Source organism: Marinobacter sp. B-21, from assembly GCF_056857895.1.
Genome location: NZ_JBSXNZ010000089.1, coordinates 25,356 through 42,089, shown reverse-complemented (window position 1 = coordinate 42,089; position 16,734 = coordinate 25,356). Strand labels below are relative to the sequence as shown.

The 16,734-nt window shown below is 60.0% G+C and carries 17 protein-coding genes and 1 pseudogene; 9 read left to right on the top strand and 9 right to left on the bottom strand.

Features of this window, described 5'->3' with window-relative positions; all coding sequences use genetic code 11:
• Positions 1–80 precede the first annotated feature (80 nt).
• The 4 genes from AC13C0_RS20160 (at position 81) to AC13C0_RS20145 (ending at position 3,727) form a co-directional block, all read left to right on the top strand.
• On the top strand, positions 81–932 hold the full coding sequence (locus tag AC13C0_RS20160) for a DUF547 domain-containing protein (protein WP_341580886.1): 852 nt from the start codon (positions 81–83) through the stop codon (positions 930–932).
• Positions 933–1,322: 390 nt separating this feature from the next.
• Positions 1,323–2,282, top strand: a complete 960-nt coding sequence (locus AC13C0_RS20155; protein ID WP_341580885.1) for a sulfurtransferase — start codon at positions 1,323–1,325, stop codon at positions 2,280–2,282.
• 21 nt (positions 2,283–2,303) lie between these two features.
• Complete coding sequence (locus AC13C0_RS20150) at positions 2,304–3,518, top strand: YeeE/YedE family protein (RefSeq protein WP_117618832.1); 1,215 nt, start codon at positions 2,304–2,306, stop codon at positions 3,516–3,518.
• Positions 3,519–3,532: 14 nt separating this feature from the next.
• Positions 3,533–3,727, top strand: a complete 195-nt coding sequence (locus tag AC13C0_RS20145) for a hypothetical protein (protein ID WP_117620383.1) — start codon at positions 3,533–3,535, stop codon at positions 3,725–3,727.
• A gap of 36 nt (positions 3,728–3,763) precedes the next feature.
• Here the strand turns inward: AC13C0_RS20145 and merA are convergent, their stop codons facing one another.
• From merA to merT, 3 genes are read right to left on the bottom strand one after another with little or no spacing between them, the layout of a single operon-like run.
• The gene (gene merA, locus AC13C0_RS20140; protein WP_117618831.1) at positions 3,764–5,164 is read right to left on the bottom strand and encodes a mercury(II) reductase; all 1,401 of its coding nucleotides are present in this window, start codon (positions 5,162–5,164) and stop codon (positions 3,764–3,766) included.
• A complete protein-coding gene (gene merP / locus AC13C0_RS20135; RefSeq protein WP_117618830.1) occupies positions 5,161–5,466 on the bottom strand; it encodes a mercury resistance system periplasmic binding protein MerP in 306 nt (101 codons plus the stop codon). Before merP ends, merA begins: the two co-directional genes overlap by 4 nt.
• Before the next feature lie 15 nt (positions 5,467–5,481).
• Complete coding sequence (gene merT, locus AC13C0_RS20130) at positions 5,482–5,832, bottom strand: mercuric ion transporter MerT (protein WP_117618829.1); 351 nt, start codon at positions 5,830–5,832, stop codon at positions 5,482–5,484.
• Between the two features lie 73 nt (positions 5,833–5,905).
• Between merT and merR (AC13C0_RS20125) the strand changes: the two genes are divergently transcribed.
• Positions 5,906–6,319, top strand: a complete 414-nt coding sequence (gene merR / locus AC13C0_RS20125) for an Hg(II)-responsive transcriptional regulator (RefSeq protein WP_117618828.1) — start codon at positions 5,906–5,908, stop codon at positions 6,317–6,319.
• A gap of 122 nt (positions 6,320–6,441) precedes the next feature.
• On the opposite strand, the gene AC13C0_RS20120 is transcribed toward merR (AC13C0_RS20125), so the two are convergent.
• The 5 genes and pseudogenes from AC13C0_RS20120 to AC13C0_RS20100 form a co-directional block, all read right to left on the bottom strand.
• Positions 6,442–9,675, bottom strand: a complete 3,234-nt coding sequence (locus AC13C0_RS20120; RefSeq protein WP_341580884.1) for an efflux RND transporter permease subunit — start codon at positions 9,673–9,675, stop codon at positions 6,442–6,444.
• On the bottom strand, positions 9,669–11,186 hold the full coding sequence (locus tag AC13C0_RS20115; protein ID WP_341580883.1) for an efflux RND transporter periplasmic adaptor subunit: 1,518 nt from the start codon (positions 11,184–11,186) through the stop codon (positions 9,669–9,671). The genes AC13C0_RS20120 and AC13C0_RS20115 overlap by 7 nt, the downstream gene beginning before the upstream one ends.
• Positions 11,187–11,191: 5 nt before the next feature.
• Entirely contained in the window at positions 11,192–12,538 is a 1,347-nt protein-coding gene (locus AC13C0_RS20110; RefSeq protein WP_341580882.1) for a TolC family protein, read from the bottom strand.
• An 85-nt stretch (positions 12,539–12,623) separates the two neighbouring features.
• Entirely contained in the window at positions 12,624–13,055 is a 432-nt protein-coding gene (locus tag AC13C0_RS20105; protein WP_341580881.1) for a hypothetical protein, read from the bottom strand.
• 253 nt (positions 13,056–13,308) lie between these two features.
• Positions 13,309–13,443: pseudogene (locus AC13C0_RS20100) on the bottom strand (mercuric transporter MerT family protein); the annotation flags it as partial.
• A gap of 73 nt (positions 13,444–13,516) precedes the next feature.
• On the opposite strand from AC13C0_RS20100, the gene merR (AC13C0_RS20095) reads away from it, so the two are divergent.
• The 4 genes from merR (AC13C0_RS20095) (at position 13,517) to AC13C0_RS20080 (ending at position 15,446) form a co-directional block, all read left to right on the top strand.
• A complete protein-coding gene (gene merR / locus AC13C0_RS20095) occupies positions 13,517–13,948 on the top strand; it encodes an Hg(II)-responsive transcriptional regulator (RefSeq protein ID WP_341580880.1) in 432 nt (143 codons plus the stop codon).
• Between the two features lie 141 nt (positions 13,949–14,089).
• Positions 14,090–14,200 carry an acyloxyacyl hydrolase gene (locus AC13C0_RS20090; RefSeq protein WP_482954931.1) on the top strand — a complete coding sequence of 37 codons (111 nt, stop codon included), beginning with the start codon at positions 14,090–14,092 and terminating at the stop codon, positions 14,198–14,200.
• 91 nt (positions 14,201–14,291) lie between these two features.
• Positions 14,292–14,732, top strand: coding sequence for a COG4315 family predicted lipoprotein (locus tag AC13C0_RS20085; RefSeq protein ID WP_341580879.1), 441 nt, complete (start codon positions 14,292–14,294; stop codon positions 14,730–14,732).
• A 39-nt stretch (positions 14,733–14,771) separates the two neighbouring features.
• On the top strand, positions 14,772–15,446 hold the full coding sequence (locus AC13C0_RS20080) for an FAD-binding oxidoreductase (protein WP_341580878.1): 675 nt from the start codon (positions 14,772–14,774) through the stop codon (positions 15,444–15,446).
• An 86-nt stretch (positions 15,447–15,532) separates the two neighbouring features.
• On the opposite strand, the gene AC13C0_RS20075 is transcribed toward AC13C0_RS20080, so the two are convergent.
• Complete coding sequence (locus AC13C0_RS20075) at positions 15,533–16,510, bottom strand: cysteine synthase A (RefSeq protein WP_341580877.1); 978 nt, start codon at positions 16,508–16,510, stop codon at positions 15,533–15,535.
• Positions 16,511–16,734: the final 224 nt, after the last annotated feature.

The following is a 16,734-nucleotide window of genomic DNA, read 5'->3' as shown; positions in this document are numbered from 1 at the left end:
TACCGTTGTAACAGAACGCGACTGTCTTGGTCTGTAACTACGGTTCTGAAGTAATACTGAAGACTGACTTGGGAGTGATTATGCGTGGTTATCGATTGGCGTCCGGTTTTGTTGCACTGGTCCTGATGCCCGGACTGGTATGGGCGGATATCAATTCCGGCCTGTACAAGCCATACCAGCGACTGTTGTCCAGCTATCTCATTGAACGGACATTGCCCGGTGACGGGCTGGTCTCCGCTTTTGATTACCAGGCCGCATTGGCGGATACAGACCTGGTGTCGACGCTGGAGCGCCAGCGCAAGGCTTTGTCGGAATTCAACACCGGAGCCCTTGAGGCTAGGCAAGAGTCCGTCGCATTTTGGATTAATGCCTACAATTTTTTCATGCTTGAACAGATTCTTACCGAGCGGCCTGACGGCTATCTCGTCTCATCCGTCTGGGATTACGGTGGCCGGGTGAACCCGTTTGTTGACAGCGTCTTTGAACGGGAGAGCTTTGTGATTGGTGGTGAGCGCTTCAGCCTGAATGAGATCGAAAAAGGCGTGTTGCTGGGTGAAGGCTATCAATCCCGGGGTTGGAAGGATTCCCGCATTCACTTCGCCGTGAACTGTGCTTCTGTGGGCTGCCCGCCATTGCGGGATCAGATCTATACCGCTGCCAATCTCGAGGGCCTGCTGGAAGAAAATACCCGCCGAGCCTTCAATACCCAACATCACCTTCGGGTGACCGGCGACACCCTGTATGGCACCGAACTGTTCAAGTGGTACAAGGAGGATTTTGTCGAGGCGGAGGGCTCGGTTCGGGCCTTTATTCGTCGCTGGGCCAGCGACTCGGTAGCCGAACACGTGGCCAGGACGGCGGAACTGGATTACATCGACTACGACTGGTCCCTCAATCGGCCCGCTAATGTTGGGCTGACCGGATTCGAATGATGTGAACAGCCGAGGCTGGCGTAGTCAGGGAAAAAAGCGGCGGGGATGGCCCCCGCCGCTGATGGTTGATGTGTTTGATTACCGTGCCGAGACCTTTACATGTGCCACCGTGTCAACGGCTTTGGTCGGATAGCTCCTGGCTTCATTGATACGGTCTGCCTGACCGCCCATGGCAAGTGCGATGGTGGCAGCAACTCCAGGTGCGCTGTTGCCGTAACTTCATAGACACTGGCTGCTGTCCGCGTCGTCTGTTACAGAGAAGGCGCCTTTATTAATGGAAATATTCTCCATTTTCATAGACCAAAAAAGAATATTTGGGCGCCTATGCATAACGGATGTAAAGATTCATAATGATCGTTCAAAAATGAACTCCGACTTGGAGGTGGTTCGATGAATCGTTTAACGACAGTGCTTGTCCTGTTGCTGCTTAGCGGGCTGTCCTACGGTGCAGAACCAGGATTGCCTGCCCTGGTCGATGCCCAATGGCTGAATGAGCACCTGGACCAGAAACAGCTGGTGGTGCTGGATGTCCGCTCTGGCATTGATAACGGCGGTGATCGGAGCAGCTTCCAGGAAAGTCATATTGCCGGCTCTGTTTACAGCAGTTACACCAACGATGGCTGGCGGGAAACCCGGGACGGTGTGGCCGGTTTGATGCCCCCGGTCCGCTCTCTGGAGCGTCTGATTGGTAGCCTGGGGATTGCCAACGGTAATACGGTGGTCCTGGTTCCGGCCGGCACCGGCTCGACCGACTTCGGCAGTGCCGCCCGGGTATACTGGACCTTCAAGGTGCTGGGGCACGAGGCCGTGACCATCCTTAATGGCGGCTTTGCCGGCTGGAAAGCCGCAGGATACCAGGTTACCGAGGGTGACGGTGCGCGCCTGCCGGTGACGCAATTCGACGCTGAGCTTCAGGATCACCTGATCGCCAGTCTGGACGAGGTCCAGGCCGCCCGGGAGACCCAGGCTCAGCTGGTGGATGCCCGCCCTGTGGACTATTTTCGGGGCGAAACCAAGTCCCCGGCCGCCAAGGTAGCCGGCACGATTCCCGGATCAAAGAGCCTGCCCCACCACTCTTTTATCAACCAGGAAAACCAGGTGTTCTATCTGAATCGGGACGTCATCACCGAGAAGGTTAACAGCGCTGAGCTGGATCCTCAGGCCCGGACAATCGCCTTTTGCAACACCGGCCACTGGGCAGCCACGGACTGGTTCGTGTTGAGCGAACTGGCGGGTTTCCAGGAGGTTGCGCTTTATGATGGTTCCATGGCGGAGTGGTCCCAGGACAGCAGTCGCCCGATGCAGGTAGCCAGGAAGGGACTTGGTAAACTCCTGGACCTGTTTAACTGAGCCGTTTAGTTGAGTGATCAAATGGCAGATTCTGCAGTTCTCCAGTCCGGGCTTCAGCAGCCCGGGTGGCAGGTGGACCGTTTTATCGTATCCACAGCGCTGGCTGGCTTTGCCCTGCTGGGCGGGCTGATCTGGCTGGAAATCGCTCCGTTCATGGTGGCGCTGTTCGTGGTGGGCACCGTGCTGGGTATGGCCCTGTACCACGGTGCCTTCGGTTTTACCGCCGGTTGGCGCAATCTGGTGGTTAAGAAGCGCGGCGCCGGCATGCGCGCACAGTTACTGCTGTTCGGAGTGACTTCTCTGATCATGGTGCCCATGCTCCACAGCGGGCAGGCCGGTCTGGTGGGGGCAATCGCACCGGTGGGTACTTCCCTGGTGGTGGGCTCTTTCCTGTTCGGGATGGGCATGCAGCTGGGTGGTGGATGCGGCTCCGGCACCCTGTTCAACGTCGGCGCCGGCAATATTCGTATGGTAGTCACGCTGGTGTTCTTTATTGCCGGTACCGTGTTGGGCTCCATTCATCTGCCCTGGTGGCTGGACCGGCCGGGTTTCGATCCGGTGCCGCTGGTCGGCAGCTTCGGTGTCGTCGGTGCTATCCTGGTGCAGTTTGTCGGGCTGGGGCTGATTGCCTGGTGGGTCAACCGCATTGAACGCAAGGCCCACGGCGCCATCGAACGGGACGAACTGCTCTGGAAAAGCCAGGGTCACGGGGTGTTCCGAACCCTGCTCAGCGGTCGCTGGCCGTTTACCTGGGCGATCCTGATCCTGGCGGCCGGTAACGCACTGACCCTGGCCATCGGTGGCGCCCCCTGGAGCATTACCTTCGCGTTCAATGTCTGGGGTGCCAAAGCCCTGGAGGTGGTGGGCGTGAACATGTCCCAGTTCGAGTTCTGGACCTGGGATTACCCCGCCATGGCCCTGAAGGATTCGGTGCTGACCAACATTCCCTCGGTCATGAACTTCGGGTTGCTGCTCGGCGCCATGCTGGCGGCGGGCCTGGCCAATCGCTTTAATGAAGCCAGTCGCAACCGGCCGGAAAGTCGTCAGTTCCTGGCCGCCGTAGTCGGTGGTTTGCTGCTGGGTTATGGCGCCCGGCTGGGTTTTGGCTGCAACATCGGGGCGCTGTTTTCCGGCATTGCCTCGGCCAGCCTGCACGCCTGGATCTGGTTTGCCTGCGCCTTCGCCGGTTCGCTGATCGGCATTCGCCTGCGGCCCTGGTTCCGGCTGCCTAACTGATGCGGGAGGGCGTAATGGAAAGACCGTATAGCCGTACCCGCATTCTGGGTATGCTCGGGATCATTCTGGTACTGATTATGGCCGATCACCTGAACAGCCCGACGTTTGCATTCAATTCCGGTCGGGGCAACGTGGAAACGGCCCTGATGCAGCGGGATCAAACGGCTTGTGCGCCCTGTGGGGCGCCGTGCCCGTCAACACGAGACTGATGAGGTTCTGACACGCTGGCTGATGGTCGCCAGTACTTATCCTGCGCAACACGACAGTTGGCTCACATCTTTGGTGAAAGTCTGGGCACAGAGCTTCAGGCCTTCCACCATGGTCAGGTAGGGAAACAGCTCATCGCCGATTTCCTGCACGGTCAGGCGTGACCGTAGCGCCATCACTGCCGTCTGAATCAGTTCACTGGCCTCCCCGGCTACCGCCTGTACACCCAGCAAGCGCCCTGAATCGCGGTCGGCGACCATCTTGATAAAGCCATGAGTGTCGAAATTCACCAACGCACGCGGCACGTTCTCCAGATCGAGCACGCGGGTGTCCACGTTGAAGCCGTGTTGGAGTGCCTCGGCTTCCGTCAGGCCAACGGTGGCGACCTGAGGGTCGGTGAACATCACTCCCGGCATGGCGCTGAGGTCCAGGGTTGCCTCGCCTCCCGTCATGTTGATGGCGGCGCGGGTGCCCCCGGCGGCGGCGACATAGACAAACTCTGGCTGATCGGTGCAGTCACCGGCGGCATAAATGCCCGGTAACGTGGTTTGCAGGTGCTCATCCACCAGAATCCCACCCCTCGCGGTTTCAACGCCGATGCCGTCGAGACCAAGAGCCTCGGTGTTGGGTGTTCGTCCGGTGGCCACCAGCAGTTGATCGGCCCGCAATGTCCCGGCTTCGGTGTTTAGCACGAACTCGTTGTCAGTGTAGTCCACATGGCTGGCCTGGCTCTGATTGAGCACGTCAATACCTTCTCGTTGAAACGCCGCTTCAATGGCTTTACCTATTGCCGGGTCTTCGCTGGAGACCAAATGACTACGGGCCAGTACCGTGACTCTGCTGCCCAATCTCGAGAACGCCTGGGCCAGTTCCAGGGCGACAAACCCGGCACCGATCACGATCAGCCGTTCGGGGACGCTGTCCAGTGCCAGCGCACTGGTGGAAGTCAGGTAAGGCGTATCGGCCAGCCCCGGCAGCGGCGGTTCCGCCGGCCGGGCGCCCGTGCCGATAAAGGCGCGATCAAAAGGGACAGTCTGCTCCCCGCCCTCGTTCAGCTTAACCACCAGGTTACTGGCATCGACAAACCGGGCCTCACCGCGCAGGACCGTGATGGCCGGGTGGTCGCGCAGTATGCTTGCGTACTTGGTGTCACGCAGTTCCTCGACACGTGCCTGCTGTTGCCGGAGCAGTTTCGCCCGGTCCACCACCGGTGGCTGGGCACTCACCCCCAGATCAAAGGGACTCTCCCTGCGCAGCTGCGCGATGTGCGCGGCGCGAATCATGATCTTCGAGGGCACACAGCCGATATTGACGCAGGTGCCACCGATGGTGCCGCGCTCGATCAGGGTGATGCGGGCACCGCGCTCGGCCGCTTTCAGAGCGGCCGCCATGGCCGCCCCGCCGCTGCCGATCACGGCAATAGGCAGGTCGTTACTCATTCGGGGAATTCCTTATCCATTTTCGAGGGCTTCAGGGTGGAGGGGTACCCGGCGTTGGCCGTGGCTTCGGTCAACGCGTCCACGGACGTTAGCGTGTCGTCGAAGGTAACCACGGCCGTACGATCCGGGTAGCGCACGTCAACTTGCGAAACACCGTCCACCTTATTCAATGCTAGCTTGACAGTGATCGGACACGCGGAACAGGTCATACCAGATACCGAGAGCGTGACAGTCTGCATGGCGGCTGAAGCAGGCATGCTGAGCACGGCGATGAGCAACGTCAGAACAAGGCGCATTCTCATGGGACAATCTCCTTTTCAGTAGAACAGAGGCAGGACATAAGGGAACACCAGAGCAACCAGTACCAGTGCCGCCACCCCCCAGAAGATCACCTTATAGGCGGTTCGCACCCGGGGTACGGCGCAGATGTCTCCCGGCTGGCACTGTTCCGCTGGCCGATAGATTCGGCGCCAGGCAAAGAACATGGCTACCAGTGCCGCGCCAATGAAAAGCGGGCGGTAGGGCTCCAGGGCGGTCAGGTTACCGATCCAGGCGCCGGAAACGCCCAGAGTGATCAATACAAGAGGCCCAAGGCAGCAGGCCGACGCGAGCAAAGCGGCAACGCCTCCGGCAATCAGTGGGCCACGCCCCGATTTCGCATCCGACATAACGCTTGCACCTTTCATGACTTTATTCGCTGGGATAAGGTTACATCCGTAGTCAGCTACGGAGTCAACACGCATGTTTGATAAAACGGGTTCAATAACCATCGGTGGCCTGGCCAGGGCGGCGGGCGTGCACGTCGAGACCATTCGCTATTATCAGCGGCGCGGCCTGTTACCGGAGCCCCAACGCCCTCCCGGCGGGATTCGGCGTTATGGTCCCGCCGACATCGACAGGTTGACGTTCGTGAAAACGGCGCAGCAGTTGGGCTTCAGTCTGGACCAGATCAGCGATCTGCTTCGGCTTGAAGATGGCGCCCACTGCCAGGAAGCCAGTGCGCTCGCCGAAAACAAGTTGCGGGACGTGCGAGCGAAGATCGACAGGCTGGAGAAAATTGAAGAGGTGCTGGGCGAAATGGTTGACCGATGCCACGCCCAAAAAGGCAATATTACCTGCCCGCTCATTGCGGCATTGCATGGAGGGGTTGGGTAAAAAGCTAGCACATAGCCTTTCCAGAACGGGATCTAATCTCCAAGTAAAGCGGGTATGAGACCCGGAAGTACCGCCGCCCGGTGCCGAAAGTACGGATCGGTACCGGCGCGGCGATTACGCATTTAAGTTTCCGGTGGTGGTGTCGGTGCTCCCTTGGGCAGGCCGCGCCCCCGCCATAGCATGAAGATTGCCGGGTACACCACCAGCACTATCAGGAGGGCAGAAATCACGCCGCCGACCATCGGCGCGGCGATGCGCTGCATCACATCCGCGCCTGTGCCGCTTGACAGCAAAATCGGTATCAGCCCCATAAACAGGGCCACCCCAGTCATCAGCATTGGACGGATGCGCTGGCCTGCACCGCTCTGAATCACTTCCGCCATGTCCCCGCCGGTATTGAGTCGGCGCTCCACTTCGCGATCACGCCAGGCGATATCCAGGTACACCATCATCAGCAGACCCAGCTCCACGGCGAGGCCCGCCACGGCGATCATACCCACCCAGACGGCGACGCTGAGCTTGAAACCCAGCCACCACAATAGCCAGACAGCGCCGCTCAACGAGAAAGGCACGCTCAGCATCACCACCAGGGTCTCGGTGAGGGAGCCCCGGTGCATGAACAGCATGAAGAAGATCAAAAACAGCGTGGCTGGCACCAGTAACTGCAGCTTGGCTTTGGCCCGCTCGAAATACTGGAACTGTCCGGCCCAGGCCAGTCGGTAGCCGTCCGGCACCGTGACCTCGTCGGCGACGACCTGCTTCGCCCGTTCGACATAATCGGCAATGCCGATATCGCTTGTGACGTCGACAAAGACAAAGCCCACGAGCAGGCCATCCTCGCTGCGTATCGCCGGCGGACCGGTGCGGAACTCGATATCTGCCACTTGAGTGATGGGAATTTGCGCACCGGTGGGAGTGGGCACCAACACCCGCTCCAATGCCTCGACATTATCGCGGTAATCCCGGGCGTAGCGCACCAGAATGTTGTAGCGTTCCCGACCTTCCACAGTTTGTGATACGACGGTACCGCCCATGGCCGCCATAATCACCCGCTCCACGTCGCCAACGTTCAGCCCGAAGCGTGCGGCCGCCGCTCGATCAACGGTAAAGTCCAGAAAATAGCCACCGGTGCTGCGCTCGGCGAAGGCACTGCGGGTAAAGGGAGCCGTGCGCTCATCCTGCTGTAGCGCATTCTCGATGGCAATGCCGGTTTCCTCGATGGTGGCAAGGTCGGCACCAAAGACCTTGATGCCCAGGGCCGAGCGAATACCGGTGGCAAGCATCTCGGTGCGGGTCTGGATCGGCATCCAGAAGATATTGGGCATACCCGGAAACTTCAGTTTCCCGTCCATCTCCTGAATCAGCCCGTCCCAGGTCATCCCCTCGCGCCACTGGTTTTTAGGTTTCAGGGTGATCACCGTTTCCACCATGGACAGGGGTGCGGGATCTGTGGCGCTGGTGGAGCGGCCCACCTTACCGAAGACATGCTCCACTTCGGGGATATCGGCAATGATCCGGTCCATGGTCTGCATGGTCTGGGTCGCCTCGGTAATGGACATGCCCGGCAGGGCCGTGGGCATAAACAGAATCGAACCCTCGTTGAGGGGCGGCATAAACTCGTTGCCCAATTGCCGGAAGGGTATGACGGTTAACAGCAATACCAGCACGGCTGCTCCGGCCACCGCCCAACGAAAACGCACCGCAAAGGCGACCACCGGCCGGTAGGCGGCCACCAGCCACTGGTTCAACTTGCTGTGATCGGCGCGGATTTTGCCGCGGATCAGCCATACCGCCAGGGCCGGCACCAGGGTGATGGACAACAGCGCCGCAAAAGCCATGGAGTAGGTCTTGGTGAACGCCAGCGGTTTGAACAGCCGCCCTTCCGTGCCCTCCAGGACGAATACCGGCATAAAGGAAATGGTGATGATCGCCAGCGAGAAAAAGATGCTGGGCCCCACCTGCTGCATGGCCTCGATAATCACGTCCCGCCGGGACTTGGCCTGTTCCTCCTGATCGGCGTCGGGACTCTGCCAGCGATGCAGCCGTTTGTGGATGTTGTCGATGATGACGATGGCGGCATCCACCATGGCGCCGATGGCCACGGCGATCCCGCCCAGGGACATGATATTTGCCGTCAACCCCTGAAAATACATCGGGATAAATGCCATCAGCACCGCCACGGGCAGGGTGATCACCGCCACTAGGGTAGAGCGCACGTGCAACAGGAAGATGCCGATAATCAGGGAGACGATGAGCATCTCTTCGATCAGGGTTTTAGCCAGGGTGTCGATGGCGTCCTTGATCAGGGTCGAGCGGTCGTAGACCGGTACGATCTCCACCCCCTCGGGCAACCCCGGTTTGATATCCGCCAGCCGTTGCTTGACCTTGTTGATCACATCCAGGGCGTTTTCACCGTAGCGCATCACCACGATACCACCCACGGCCACGCCCTCGCCGTCCAGTTCCGCCTGGCCCCGCTGCATGGCGGGCCCCAGGGCCACATGGCCGACATTTTTCACGGTAACCGGGACGCCGGCCGAGGTGGTTTTCAGCACCACCTTCTCCAGGTCCGCCACAGACTTCACATAGCCCCGGCCGCGGATAAACTGCTCGTGACCCGCCACCTCCAGGATGCGTCCGCCTACATCCTGGTTGGAGTCGCCCACCGCCTCGGCTACCCGTTTGAGAGGGATGTTGTAAGAGGCGAGTTTGTTCGGGTCGAGACTGATCTGGTATTCCCGCTGGAAGCCGCCAATGGAGGCCACCTCGGCCACGCCTTCCACCGCCTCCAGGGCATAGCGCAGATTGAAATCCTGCAGCGAGCGCAGATCGGCCAAGCTGTTCTTGCCGGAAGTGTCCCGCAGGGCATACTGGTAAACCCAACCGACGCCGGTGGCGTCCGGACCCAGGGTAGGATTGACCCCATCCGGCAAGTCGGCGACAGCACTGTTCAGGTACTCCAGCACCCGGGAACGGGCCCAGTACATGTCCACCCCGTCGTCGAAGATGACGTAAACGAAAGACAAGCCGAAAAAGCTCTGACCGCGTACGTAGTTGACTCCCGGTGCCGCCAACAGTGTGGTGGTCAATGGATAGGTGATTTGATCCTCCACCAGATCCGGACTGCGCCCGGGCCAGTCGGTGAAGACGATCACCTGCACATCGGACAGGTCGGGTATGGCATCCAGGGGGGCACGCATCAGCGCCTGCCAGCCGCCGAAGGTCAGAGCGAGCACCGCCACCAGGGTAATCAGGGGGTTGCGGGCGCAATAGCCAATAGTTCGCTGCAGCCAGCCGATGGCCTGCCCTTCGGCTGGGGGGTGAGCTGGGGGGTGCCTTTGATCGTTATCTACCATTGTTCCATCCCCGCTTTGAGTCGGCTTTCCGAGGCAATGAGGAAGTTACCGGAGGTGACCACCCGGTCGCCGGCCTCGATACCCTCGATGATTTCGATAAAACCGCCGGCCCGCTGCCCGGTTTGCACCTTGCGCGGCGCGAGCCGGCCTTCGCCCAGATCCTCGAATACCACCCGCAATTCACCAGCGATAATGACGGCTGCTTCCGGCACCGCCACGCGTCGACCTAGGTCGGCCTTGAGCTTCACTTCGGCGTACATGTCGGGCTTGAGACGGCCTTCGGGATTGGCGACGGTAAGACGCACCCGCCCGGTGCGGCTGGCACCGTCCAGATAGGGATAGACGTAGTCGACCCGGCCCTCGAACGCTTCCCCGGGCAGGTAAGGCAGGGTCACCGTCACCGGCATTCCCTCCGTTAGCAGCGGCAGTTCGCCCTCGTAGATATCGGCTTCCACCCAGACCTGTGACAGGTCGGCGATGCGCAGCAATGTCATGCCTGCCTTGTGGGCGGTACCTTCCACCACGTTCTTGGCCACCACGGTGCCGCTGATCGGCGCGTGCATGGCGACATAGTCGAAGGGCTCGCCCCGTTTCTCCAGGTTAGCGATTTCCCCGGCGGTCATGTCCCAGAGCTCGAGCCGCTTGCGAGCGGCAGCCACCAGGGTTCTAGAGGCACTGCCACGGCGCTTCAGCTCCAGGTATTCCTGCTGGGTGGCCAGCAGTTCGGGGCCGTACACCGTGAATAGCGGTTCGCCCTTGGCGACGTGAACCCCCACATAATCGGCATAGAGCTCGCCAATCCAGGCATCGAACTTGAGGCTGACGTCTGCCAGGCGGGTCTCGTCGTAGGCGATCCGCCCTTCCGCGCGGATGGTCCGCGTCATGGTCATGGCTTGCGCCTCGGCGGTCTTGACACCGATCAACTGGCGGCGGCGATTGTCAAGGGTCACCATACCCGGCGGTGCCTCTTCGGCCATGTCGCCACCGTCGGTTCGGGCGCCGCCTGCCCCTTGTGTCAGGGCAGTCACGCCACTGGCCGGCTGCAGCCCCTTTCGGCCCGTGGCCAGATCGAAGTTGGCACGTGCGGAGCCAACACCCTCCTTGCTGATCTGCAACGTGAGTGGCCAACTGCCTTCCATTAATGGCTCGAAAGTCCCCCGATAGAGACCGGGTTCGATTTCCTGCATATCGGCCGGGGCCTGCATGGCGGGCATGGTGCCCATGGCGGGCATTTCCGCCACGGCCTTGATGGCAGCGCCACTGACCCGCTCACCTGAGCCATCCAGCAATGCCAGGGTCAGGTCGTTTATACCTACCCGGGGTGTGTCCGGCTCAATATCGATACCCAATTGAAAGGGACCGCTTCGGTAGGAGGCGCTGAGGGGCGGCCCCTCAGCGGGAGCGGCAGTGGTGGCATCCTCACCGGAGAGCCACTGAAGGCCCAATATGCCAGCGATACCTACCAGCAACCCGATAACAAACAGCGAAATAAATGTGGTGCGTTGAGTCATGCCAGTTACTCTTGCTCGAGGCGCTGACCGACGGTATCCGTCGGTGCCTGATTAATCTGGGTTGAGTGCGAACTGTCATTGGCCAGGAGCCGGCCAGCCGTCTGCTCCAAGGTCGCCAGAGCTCGAAGATAATCGGCATGGGTGCGGGCCAAGTTGTCCTCAGTACGCAGTTGTTGCCGCTCGGCATCGATGACCGCGAGGAAACTGCCCTGCCCCGCTCGGTAATCGGCCACGGCGGCATTGAGGCTCTCCTCGGCGAGGGGCAGCAGCCGCTGCCGGTTGATGGCCATGATGTCCCGGGTCTCCTGTACCTGCGCCCGCCCCTGTTCCAGTTGCGCCAGCAGTTGCGCCTCGCGATCCGTCAATTGCCACCGGTAGCGCATGACATCGGTCAAGGTCGCATTCCGAGTGGCACTGCGCTTGCCGGATAGATCGAAGGGCAGGTTGATACTAAGGCCCACCGTCCAGCGTTTGTCGGCGTCATCCCACAGGCTGTTGTAACCGGCGGACAACTTGAAATCGGGGAAATAGTCCTTCTCCGCTAAGCCGTGCCGGGCCCTTGCCTCGTCAATACGCGCCTGGATCCGGCGCAGTTCCGGGTGCTCCTCCAGGGCCGCCTTTTGCAACGCCAGCAACGACGGTGGTTCGGCCGGTGTGGGCAGTGGCGCTGGCGGCGGCAGCCGGCTTTGGGGAGGACGGTTCAGCAAGCCGTTGATCATCGCCTGGACTTCCCGCTGGCGCCGCTGATGAGTGACGATGCCGGTGTCGATAAGGGCCGCTTCCACATCCGCCTGCAGCACATCCTGCTGGCGGGCTCGCCCCGCCGCGTACCGGGTTTCGGCGACGCGGCGCAACTCGGCGAGCAGATCCCTGTGGGCGTGTTTGATTTGCAGGGTACGATGAATATATGCCCACTCGGCGAACAGGCTCTTGGCGGCCGCCATCAGGGCCAGCCGGCCGTCCGCCAGAGATTGTTTGGCACCCTCGGCCCGGGCGCGAGCCGCGTCTTCCCGAAGCCCGAGTTTGCCCGGCCAGGGGAGACTCTGACTCAACTCCACTCGTTCTTGGAAGCCACGGGGTCCGCCGACAGTTTTCGGAGCCCCGGCATAGGTCAGCATGGGGTCGTCCAGAGCGCCGGCGGGCTCAATACGGTAGTTCGCCGCCTTGGCAGCGGCTGTCAGTCCTTGAAGGCCCGGGTTCCGGGTCAGTACTGCGACCACTAGTTGTTCGGCGGTCAGCGCCTTCACATCCTGCAAGGATTGATTGTTTTGTTGTAACGACGGCGCAGCGATGCCCTTCAGCGGTACGATAAGCACCACCATGGCCATCAGGCCACCAATTCGGTTGCGCATGGGAAATACCCTCAATCGGCATAACGAAAAATCCTCGGCTTCCCAACAGGGAAAGCCAGAGTTCATGACAACTCGGGCGGATTAATCAGATACGCAGACGAAGGGTAGAGAAATAGACGGTACGACCACTTTCGGCCTGGGCAAGGAGCCAGCCCGGGGCAGGGGGAGAGGTCGCTGGAGACAGGGTAAACAGCGAATCCAGGTGGGGCCAGTACAGCAAGGCGACCATACCCACCCACGTTAATACCTGATCGGCGCTTGACGAGGCAGGAGCAGCGTCTTCGAATGCGGACTGGTGCTCGACTTCACAGCAGGACGCTGACGACGTGGTCGAGCCAACATGTTCGCAACCATCCTCCGAGGGGGAAGGCGCTTCCTTGTCGCAGCCCGCCATGCCGTCTTCACAACAGCAAACCGGCTGGGGCGGCATTTCCATGGTCTCGCAGGCATAGGTAAACTGCCCCCAAAGCATGAGGAACAGCGGAACCACTAAAAGCCAACGATTACGTTTAATCATCTGTCCTGGGTGCAATCTACTTAGAGTACAGAGTTTAATTTTAGCAGGGCTACCGATCCCTGAAATACTTTTCCCCACTTTTCTCGCTCAAAGTTGCTTGCCTTTCTATCACAGGTAAGAGTCGGGGTGAAGTGGTCTAATACTTCTGGGCACCCTGGATATAAGCGGCAGTGCGCAAGGGTATGGCTTCTCCTCCGCCAGGGTTAAAACAGGTATTCACCTCACGCTCAAAGCGCACCTCGCCCATTTTCGAGGGCTCCAGGGCGGTCAGGCTACCGATCCAGGCGCCGGAAACGCCCAGAGTGATCAATACAGGAGATCCAAGACAGCAGGCCGACGCGAGCAAAGCGGCAACCAGTGGACCAAGCCCCGATTTCGCATCCGACATAACGCCTGCACCTTTCATGATTTTATTCGCTGGGATAAGGTTACATCCGTAGTCAGCTACGGAGTCAGCGCGCATGTCGGATAAAACAGGTTCAATAACCATCGGTGGCCTCGCCAGGGCAGCAAGCGTTCATATTGAGACGATCCGTTATTACCAGCGGCGAGGGTTATTACCGGAACCCGAACGTCCTCCGGGAGGTATTCGGCGCTATGGTGATGCTGATATAGACCGATTGACGTTCGTGAAATCGGCGCAGCAGTTGGGCTTCAGTCTCGACGAGATAAGCGACCTGCTCCGGCTTGAAGACGGCACCCACTGCCAGGAGGCCAGTGCCCTGGCCGAGCATAAGCTGAGAGACGTGCGAGAGAAGATCGGCAGACTGGAAAAAATTGAGAGAGTGCTTGGGGAAATGGTCGACCGATGCCACGCTCAACAAGGCAATATCAACTGTCCGCTCATTGAGTCATTGCATGAGGGGATCAGAGAACAAGATTCTGAGAGGTAGCACCAGCCTCAAACTGGAGTACCGCTTCAGTACGCGCTGGACCGAACACTGGTTAATCACACCGAGCTTCGGTCTTGGTTCTTTTGACAATGGTCTGGATGTAAAGCTTGGAAGTAAACTGGGATTTCGCTCGGGGCTTAAATCGTTTATCGGTTTCACAATAAAATGCGTTTAGGGGTTGAGCTGTTTCATCTTTCGAACGGTGGCATTGCAGATCGTAACCCCGGGACAGAGAGGGTGGCAACGCGTTGACCGGCCTGCGGACGGGTTCTATCTTTAAAGGGTGAGATTCCGTAGTAATCGCTGACACTCACGAATATCACGGACTCATAGGAGACATCCCATGAACATGCCGATGAACGCTCTGCTCTTCCTGACGGCTCTGGTAGCCGGACTTCCCGCAGCCAATGCTGCAGAGCCTGCCAGGGCCACCGTGGCCGAAAAATCGCCTTTCGGCGCCTACCTGACTGATAGTGAAGGCAGAAGCCTCTACCTCTTTGAGGCCGACGAAGCCGGCAAAAGCACTTGTTACGATGCCTGCGCTAATGCATGGCCGCCTTATACTACGAGTGGCGAACCCTGGGCGGGTAAAGGTGTTGACGCCGATGCTCTCGGCACCCTCGAGCGCCGGGACGGTACGATGCAGGTGACCTACGATGGATGGCCGCTTTACTACTTCATCAAGGACAAGGCACCCGGCGATACCAGGGGCCAGGATATCAACGGCTTTGGGGCGGAATGGTACCTGGTCACGCCAGGCGGCCAAAAGGTTCACGCCGAGTGACGGCGTAATTCGGCCCAAACCGAAAGTATAAGGGGAGCTATGAGTCATACACTGGAAATTCAGGATATTCGAGAGGTTACTCACGACGTCAGGCAGATTCGGCTTGAAAAGCCCGAGGGGTACACCTTTACGCCCGGGCAGGCCACAGAGGTGGCCGTTGATCGTGAGGGCTGGACGGATGAGAAACGACCGTTCACCTTCACCTCGCTCAGCACGGATCCCTGGCTGGAGTTCGTCATCAAAACCTACCCGGACCACGAGGGCGTGACCGATCAGATTGGACAGCTTGGCGTGGGCGATAGGCTGATCATCGGCGACCCGTGGGGCACCATCGAATACAAGGGCGAGGGCGTGTTCCTGGCCGGCGGTGCGGGCGTGACGCCATTTATTGCCATTCTTCGCGACCTGCATCGCAGGGGCGAGACCGGAAACAACCGGCTGATTTTCTCCAACAAGACCGAGCGGGACATTATCCTGAAAGTGGAGTTCGAGACGATTCTGGGTGACCGTTTCATGAACGTTATCACCCAGGAGAAACCGACCGGTGATCATATTTTTCTGAATGGCGTTATCGACAAGACTTTTTTGAAATCACACATCGAGGATTTCGGCCAGGCTTTCTACGTGTGCGGACCAAGTCCGTTCAACAAGGGCATTATGGCTGCGCTTGAGGAACTGGGAGCCAGCCCGGACGCGCTGATCTTCGAAAAATAGATTGCCTCGCAAAATGCCCGGATTTCAGAGTAACAGAGGTTGCGTCACCGACAGCGCCGGCCGGGGCAGGGCCTGCCGCGTAGCATTCAGCCAGGCTGCAACCCCTTCTGTTGCAGCCACTGCGGGTTGAACAGCCGCGAGTAGTAGCGTCCGCCGCCGTCGCAGAGGACGGTAACGATGGTATGCCCGGGCCCGAGCTCGCGGGCGACACGGACGGCCGCAGCCACGTTGATACCCGACGAGCTGCCGAGGAACAAGCCCTCCTCGCGCAGCAGCCGATAGACACAAGTCACCGCTTCCTGGTCCTCAATGAGACAGGCATCGTCGATGGGTGTGCCCTCAAGATTGGCAGTGACGCGGCTGGTGCCGATGCCCTCGGTGATAGAGCCATCGCCCATGACCTCCAGGGTACCGGTACGGACGTAATGGTAGAGGGCGCTGCCGCTCGGGTCGGCGAGCACAATGCGCACCCGCCCGGAGCGCTCCTTGAGATAGCGGGCCACACCGGCGAGGGTACCGCCGGTGCCAGTGGCGGCGACGAAGGTGTCCACGCTGCCATTGGTCTGGGTCCACACCTCGGGGCCGGTAGTGGCGTAGTGAGCGTCGCGATTGGCGGTGTTGTCGAATTGGTTGGCCCAGATGGCGTTGTCCATTTCCCCGGCCATGCGCCGGGCCACCTTCTGGTAGTTGTCGGGATCCTTGTAAGGTCTCGCCGGGACGGTATGCACCTCGGCGCCGAGAGTACGCAACAGGTCAATTTTTTCCCGCGACTGGGTCTCGGGGATGACGATAACACAGCGGTAGCCACGGGCGTTGCACAAGTGGGCCAGGCCTATGCCGGTGTTGCCGGCGGTGCCTTCGACCACCGTGCCGCCCGGGCGAAGCTCACCACGCTCCTCGGCGACGCGCAGGATGGAGAGGGCGGCGCGGTCCTTTACTGAACCACCCGGGTTCATGAACTCCGCCTTGCCGAGGATCTCACAGCCGGTCTCTTCGGAAAATCCGCGCAACCGGATGAGCGGCGTATTACCCACCGCGCCGGCGAAGCCGTCAACAATATCCATGGAGAGCCTCCTTCGACACAACACCTCTCCTGACACTAACACACGGATCAGCGACGGAGCTATATTGCGAGCGTTGCCTAACGCCTCCCGGCCATACACGATGCGAGTGCCCGACAGTGCAGAAAATTGGCGACGGGCTGTTTCCCTGTCTCACTATGGTGGAAGGCTTGAAGCTCTGTGCCCAGACCTTCACCAAGGATGTGAAGCAGCTATCGTGTTGGGCG

What these genes read in the sequence shown, in the direction of transcription:
- AC13C0_RS20160 (WP_341580886.1), top strand. Translation starts at nt 81, where the DNA reads ATGCGTGGTTATCGATTGGCGTCCGGTTTTGTTGCACTGGTCCTGATG.
- AC13C0_RS20155 (WP_341580885.1), top strand. Translation starts at nt 1,323, where the DNA reads ATGAATCGTTTAACGACAGTGCTTGTCCTGTTGCTGCTTAGCGGGCTG.
- AC13C0_RS20150 (WP_117618832.1), top strand. Translation starts at nt 2,304, where the DNA reads ATGGCAGATTCTGCAGTTCTCCAGTCCGGGCTTCAGCAGCCCGGGTGG.
- AC13C0_RS20145 (WP_117620383.1), top strand. Translation starts at nt 3,533, where the DNA reads ATGGAAAGACCGTATAGCCGTACCCGCATTCTGGGTATGCTCGGGATC.
- merA (WP_117618831.1), bottom strand. Translation starts at nt 5,164, where the DNA reads ATGAGTAACGACCTGCCTATTGCCGTGATCGGCAGCGGCGGGGCGGCC.
- merP (WP_117618830.1), bottom strand. Translation starts at nt 5,466, where the DNA reads ATGAGAATGCGCCTTGTTCTGACGTTGCTCATCGCCGTGCTCAGCATG.
- merT (WP_117618829.1), bottom strand. Translation starts at nt 5,832, where the DNA reads ATGTCGGATGCGAAATCGGGGCGTGGCCCACTGATTGCCGGAGGCGTT.
- merR (WP_117618828.1), top strand. Translation starts at nt 5,906, where the DNA reads ATGTTTGATAAAACGGGTTCAATAACCATCGGTGGCCTGGCCAGGGCG.
- AC13C0_RS20120 (WP_341580884.1), bottom strand. Translation starts at nt 9,675, where the DNA reads ATGGTAGATAACGATCAAAGGCACCCCCCAGCTCACCCCCCAGCCGAA.
- AC13C0_RS20115 (WP_341580883.1), bottom strand. Translation starts at nt 11,186, where the DNA reads ATGACTCAACGCACCACATTTATTTCGCTGTTTGTTATCGGGTTGCTG.
- AC13C0_RS20110 (WP_341580882.1), bottom strand. Translation starts at nt 12,538, where the DNA reads ATGCGCAACCGAATTGGTGGCCTGATGGCCATGGTGGTGCTTATCGTA.
- AC13C0_RS20105 (WP_341580881.1), bottom strand. Translation starts at nt 13,055, where the DNA reads ATGATTAAACGTAATCGTTGGCTTTTAGTGGTTCCGCTGTTCCTCATG.
- merR (WP_341580880.1), top strand. Translation starts at nt 13,517, where the DNA reads ATGTCGGATAAAACAGGTTCAATAACCATCGGTGGCCTCGCCAGGGCA.
- AC13C0_RS20085 (WP_341580879.1), top strand. Translation starts at nt 14,292, where the DNA reads ATGAACATGCCGATGAACGCTCTGCTCTTCCTGACGGCTCTGGTAGCC.
- AC13C0_RS20080 (WP_341580878.1), top strand. Translation starts at nt 14,772, where the DNA reads ATGAGTCATACACTGGAAATTCAGGATATTCGAGAGGTTACTCACGAC.
- AC13C0_RS20075 (WP_341580877.1), bottom strand. Translation starts at nt 16,510, where the DNA reads ATGGATATTGTTGACGGCTTCGCCGGCGCGGTGGGTAATACGCCGCTC.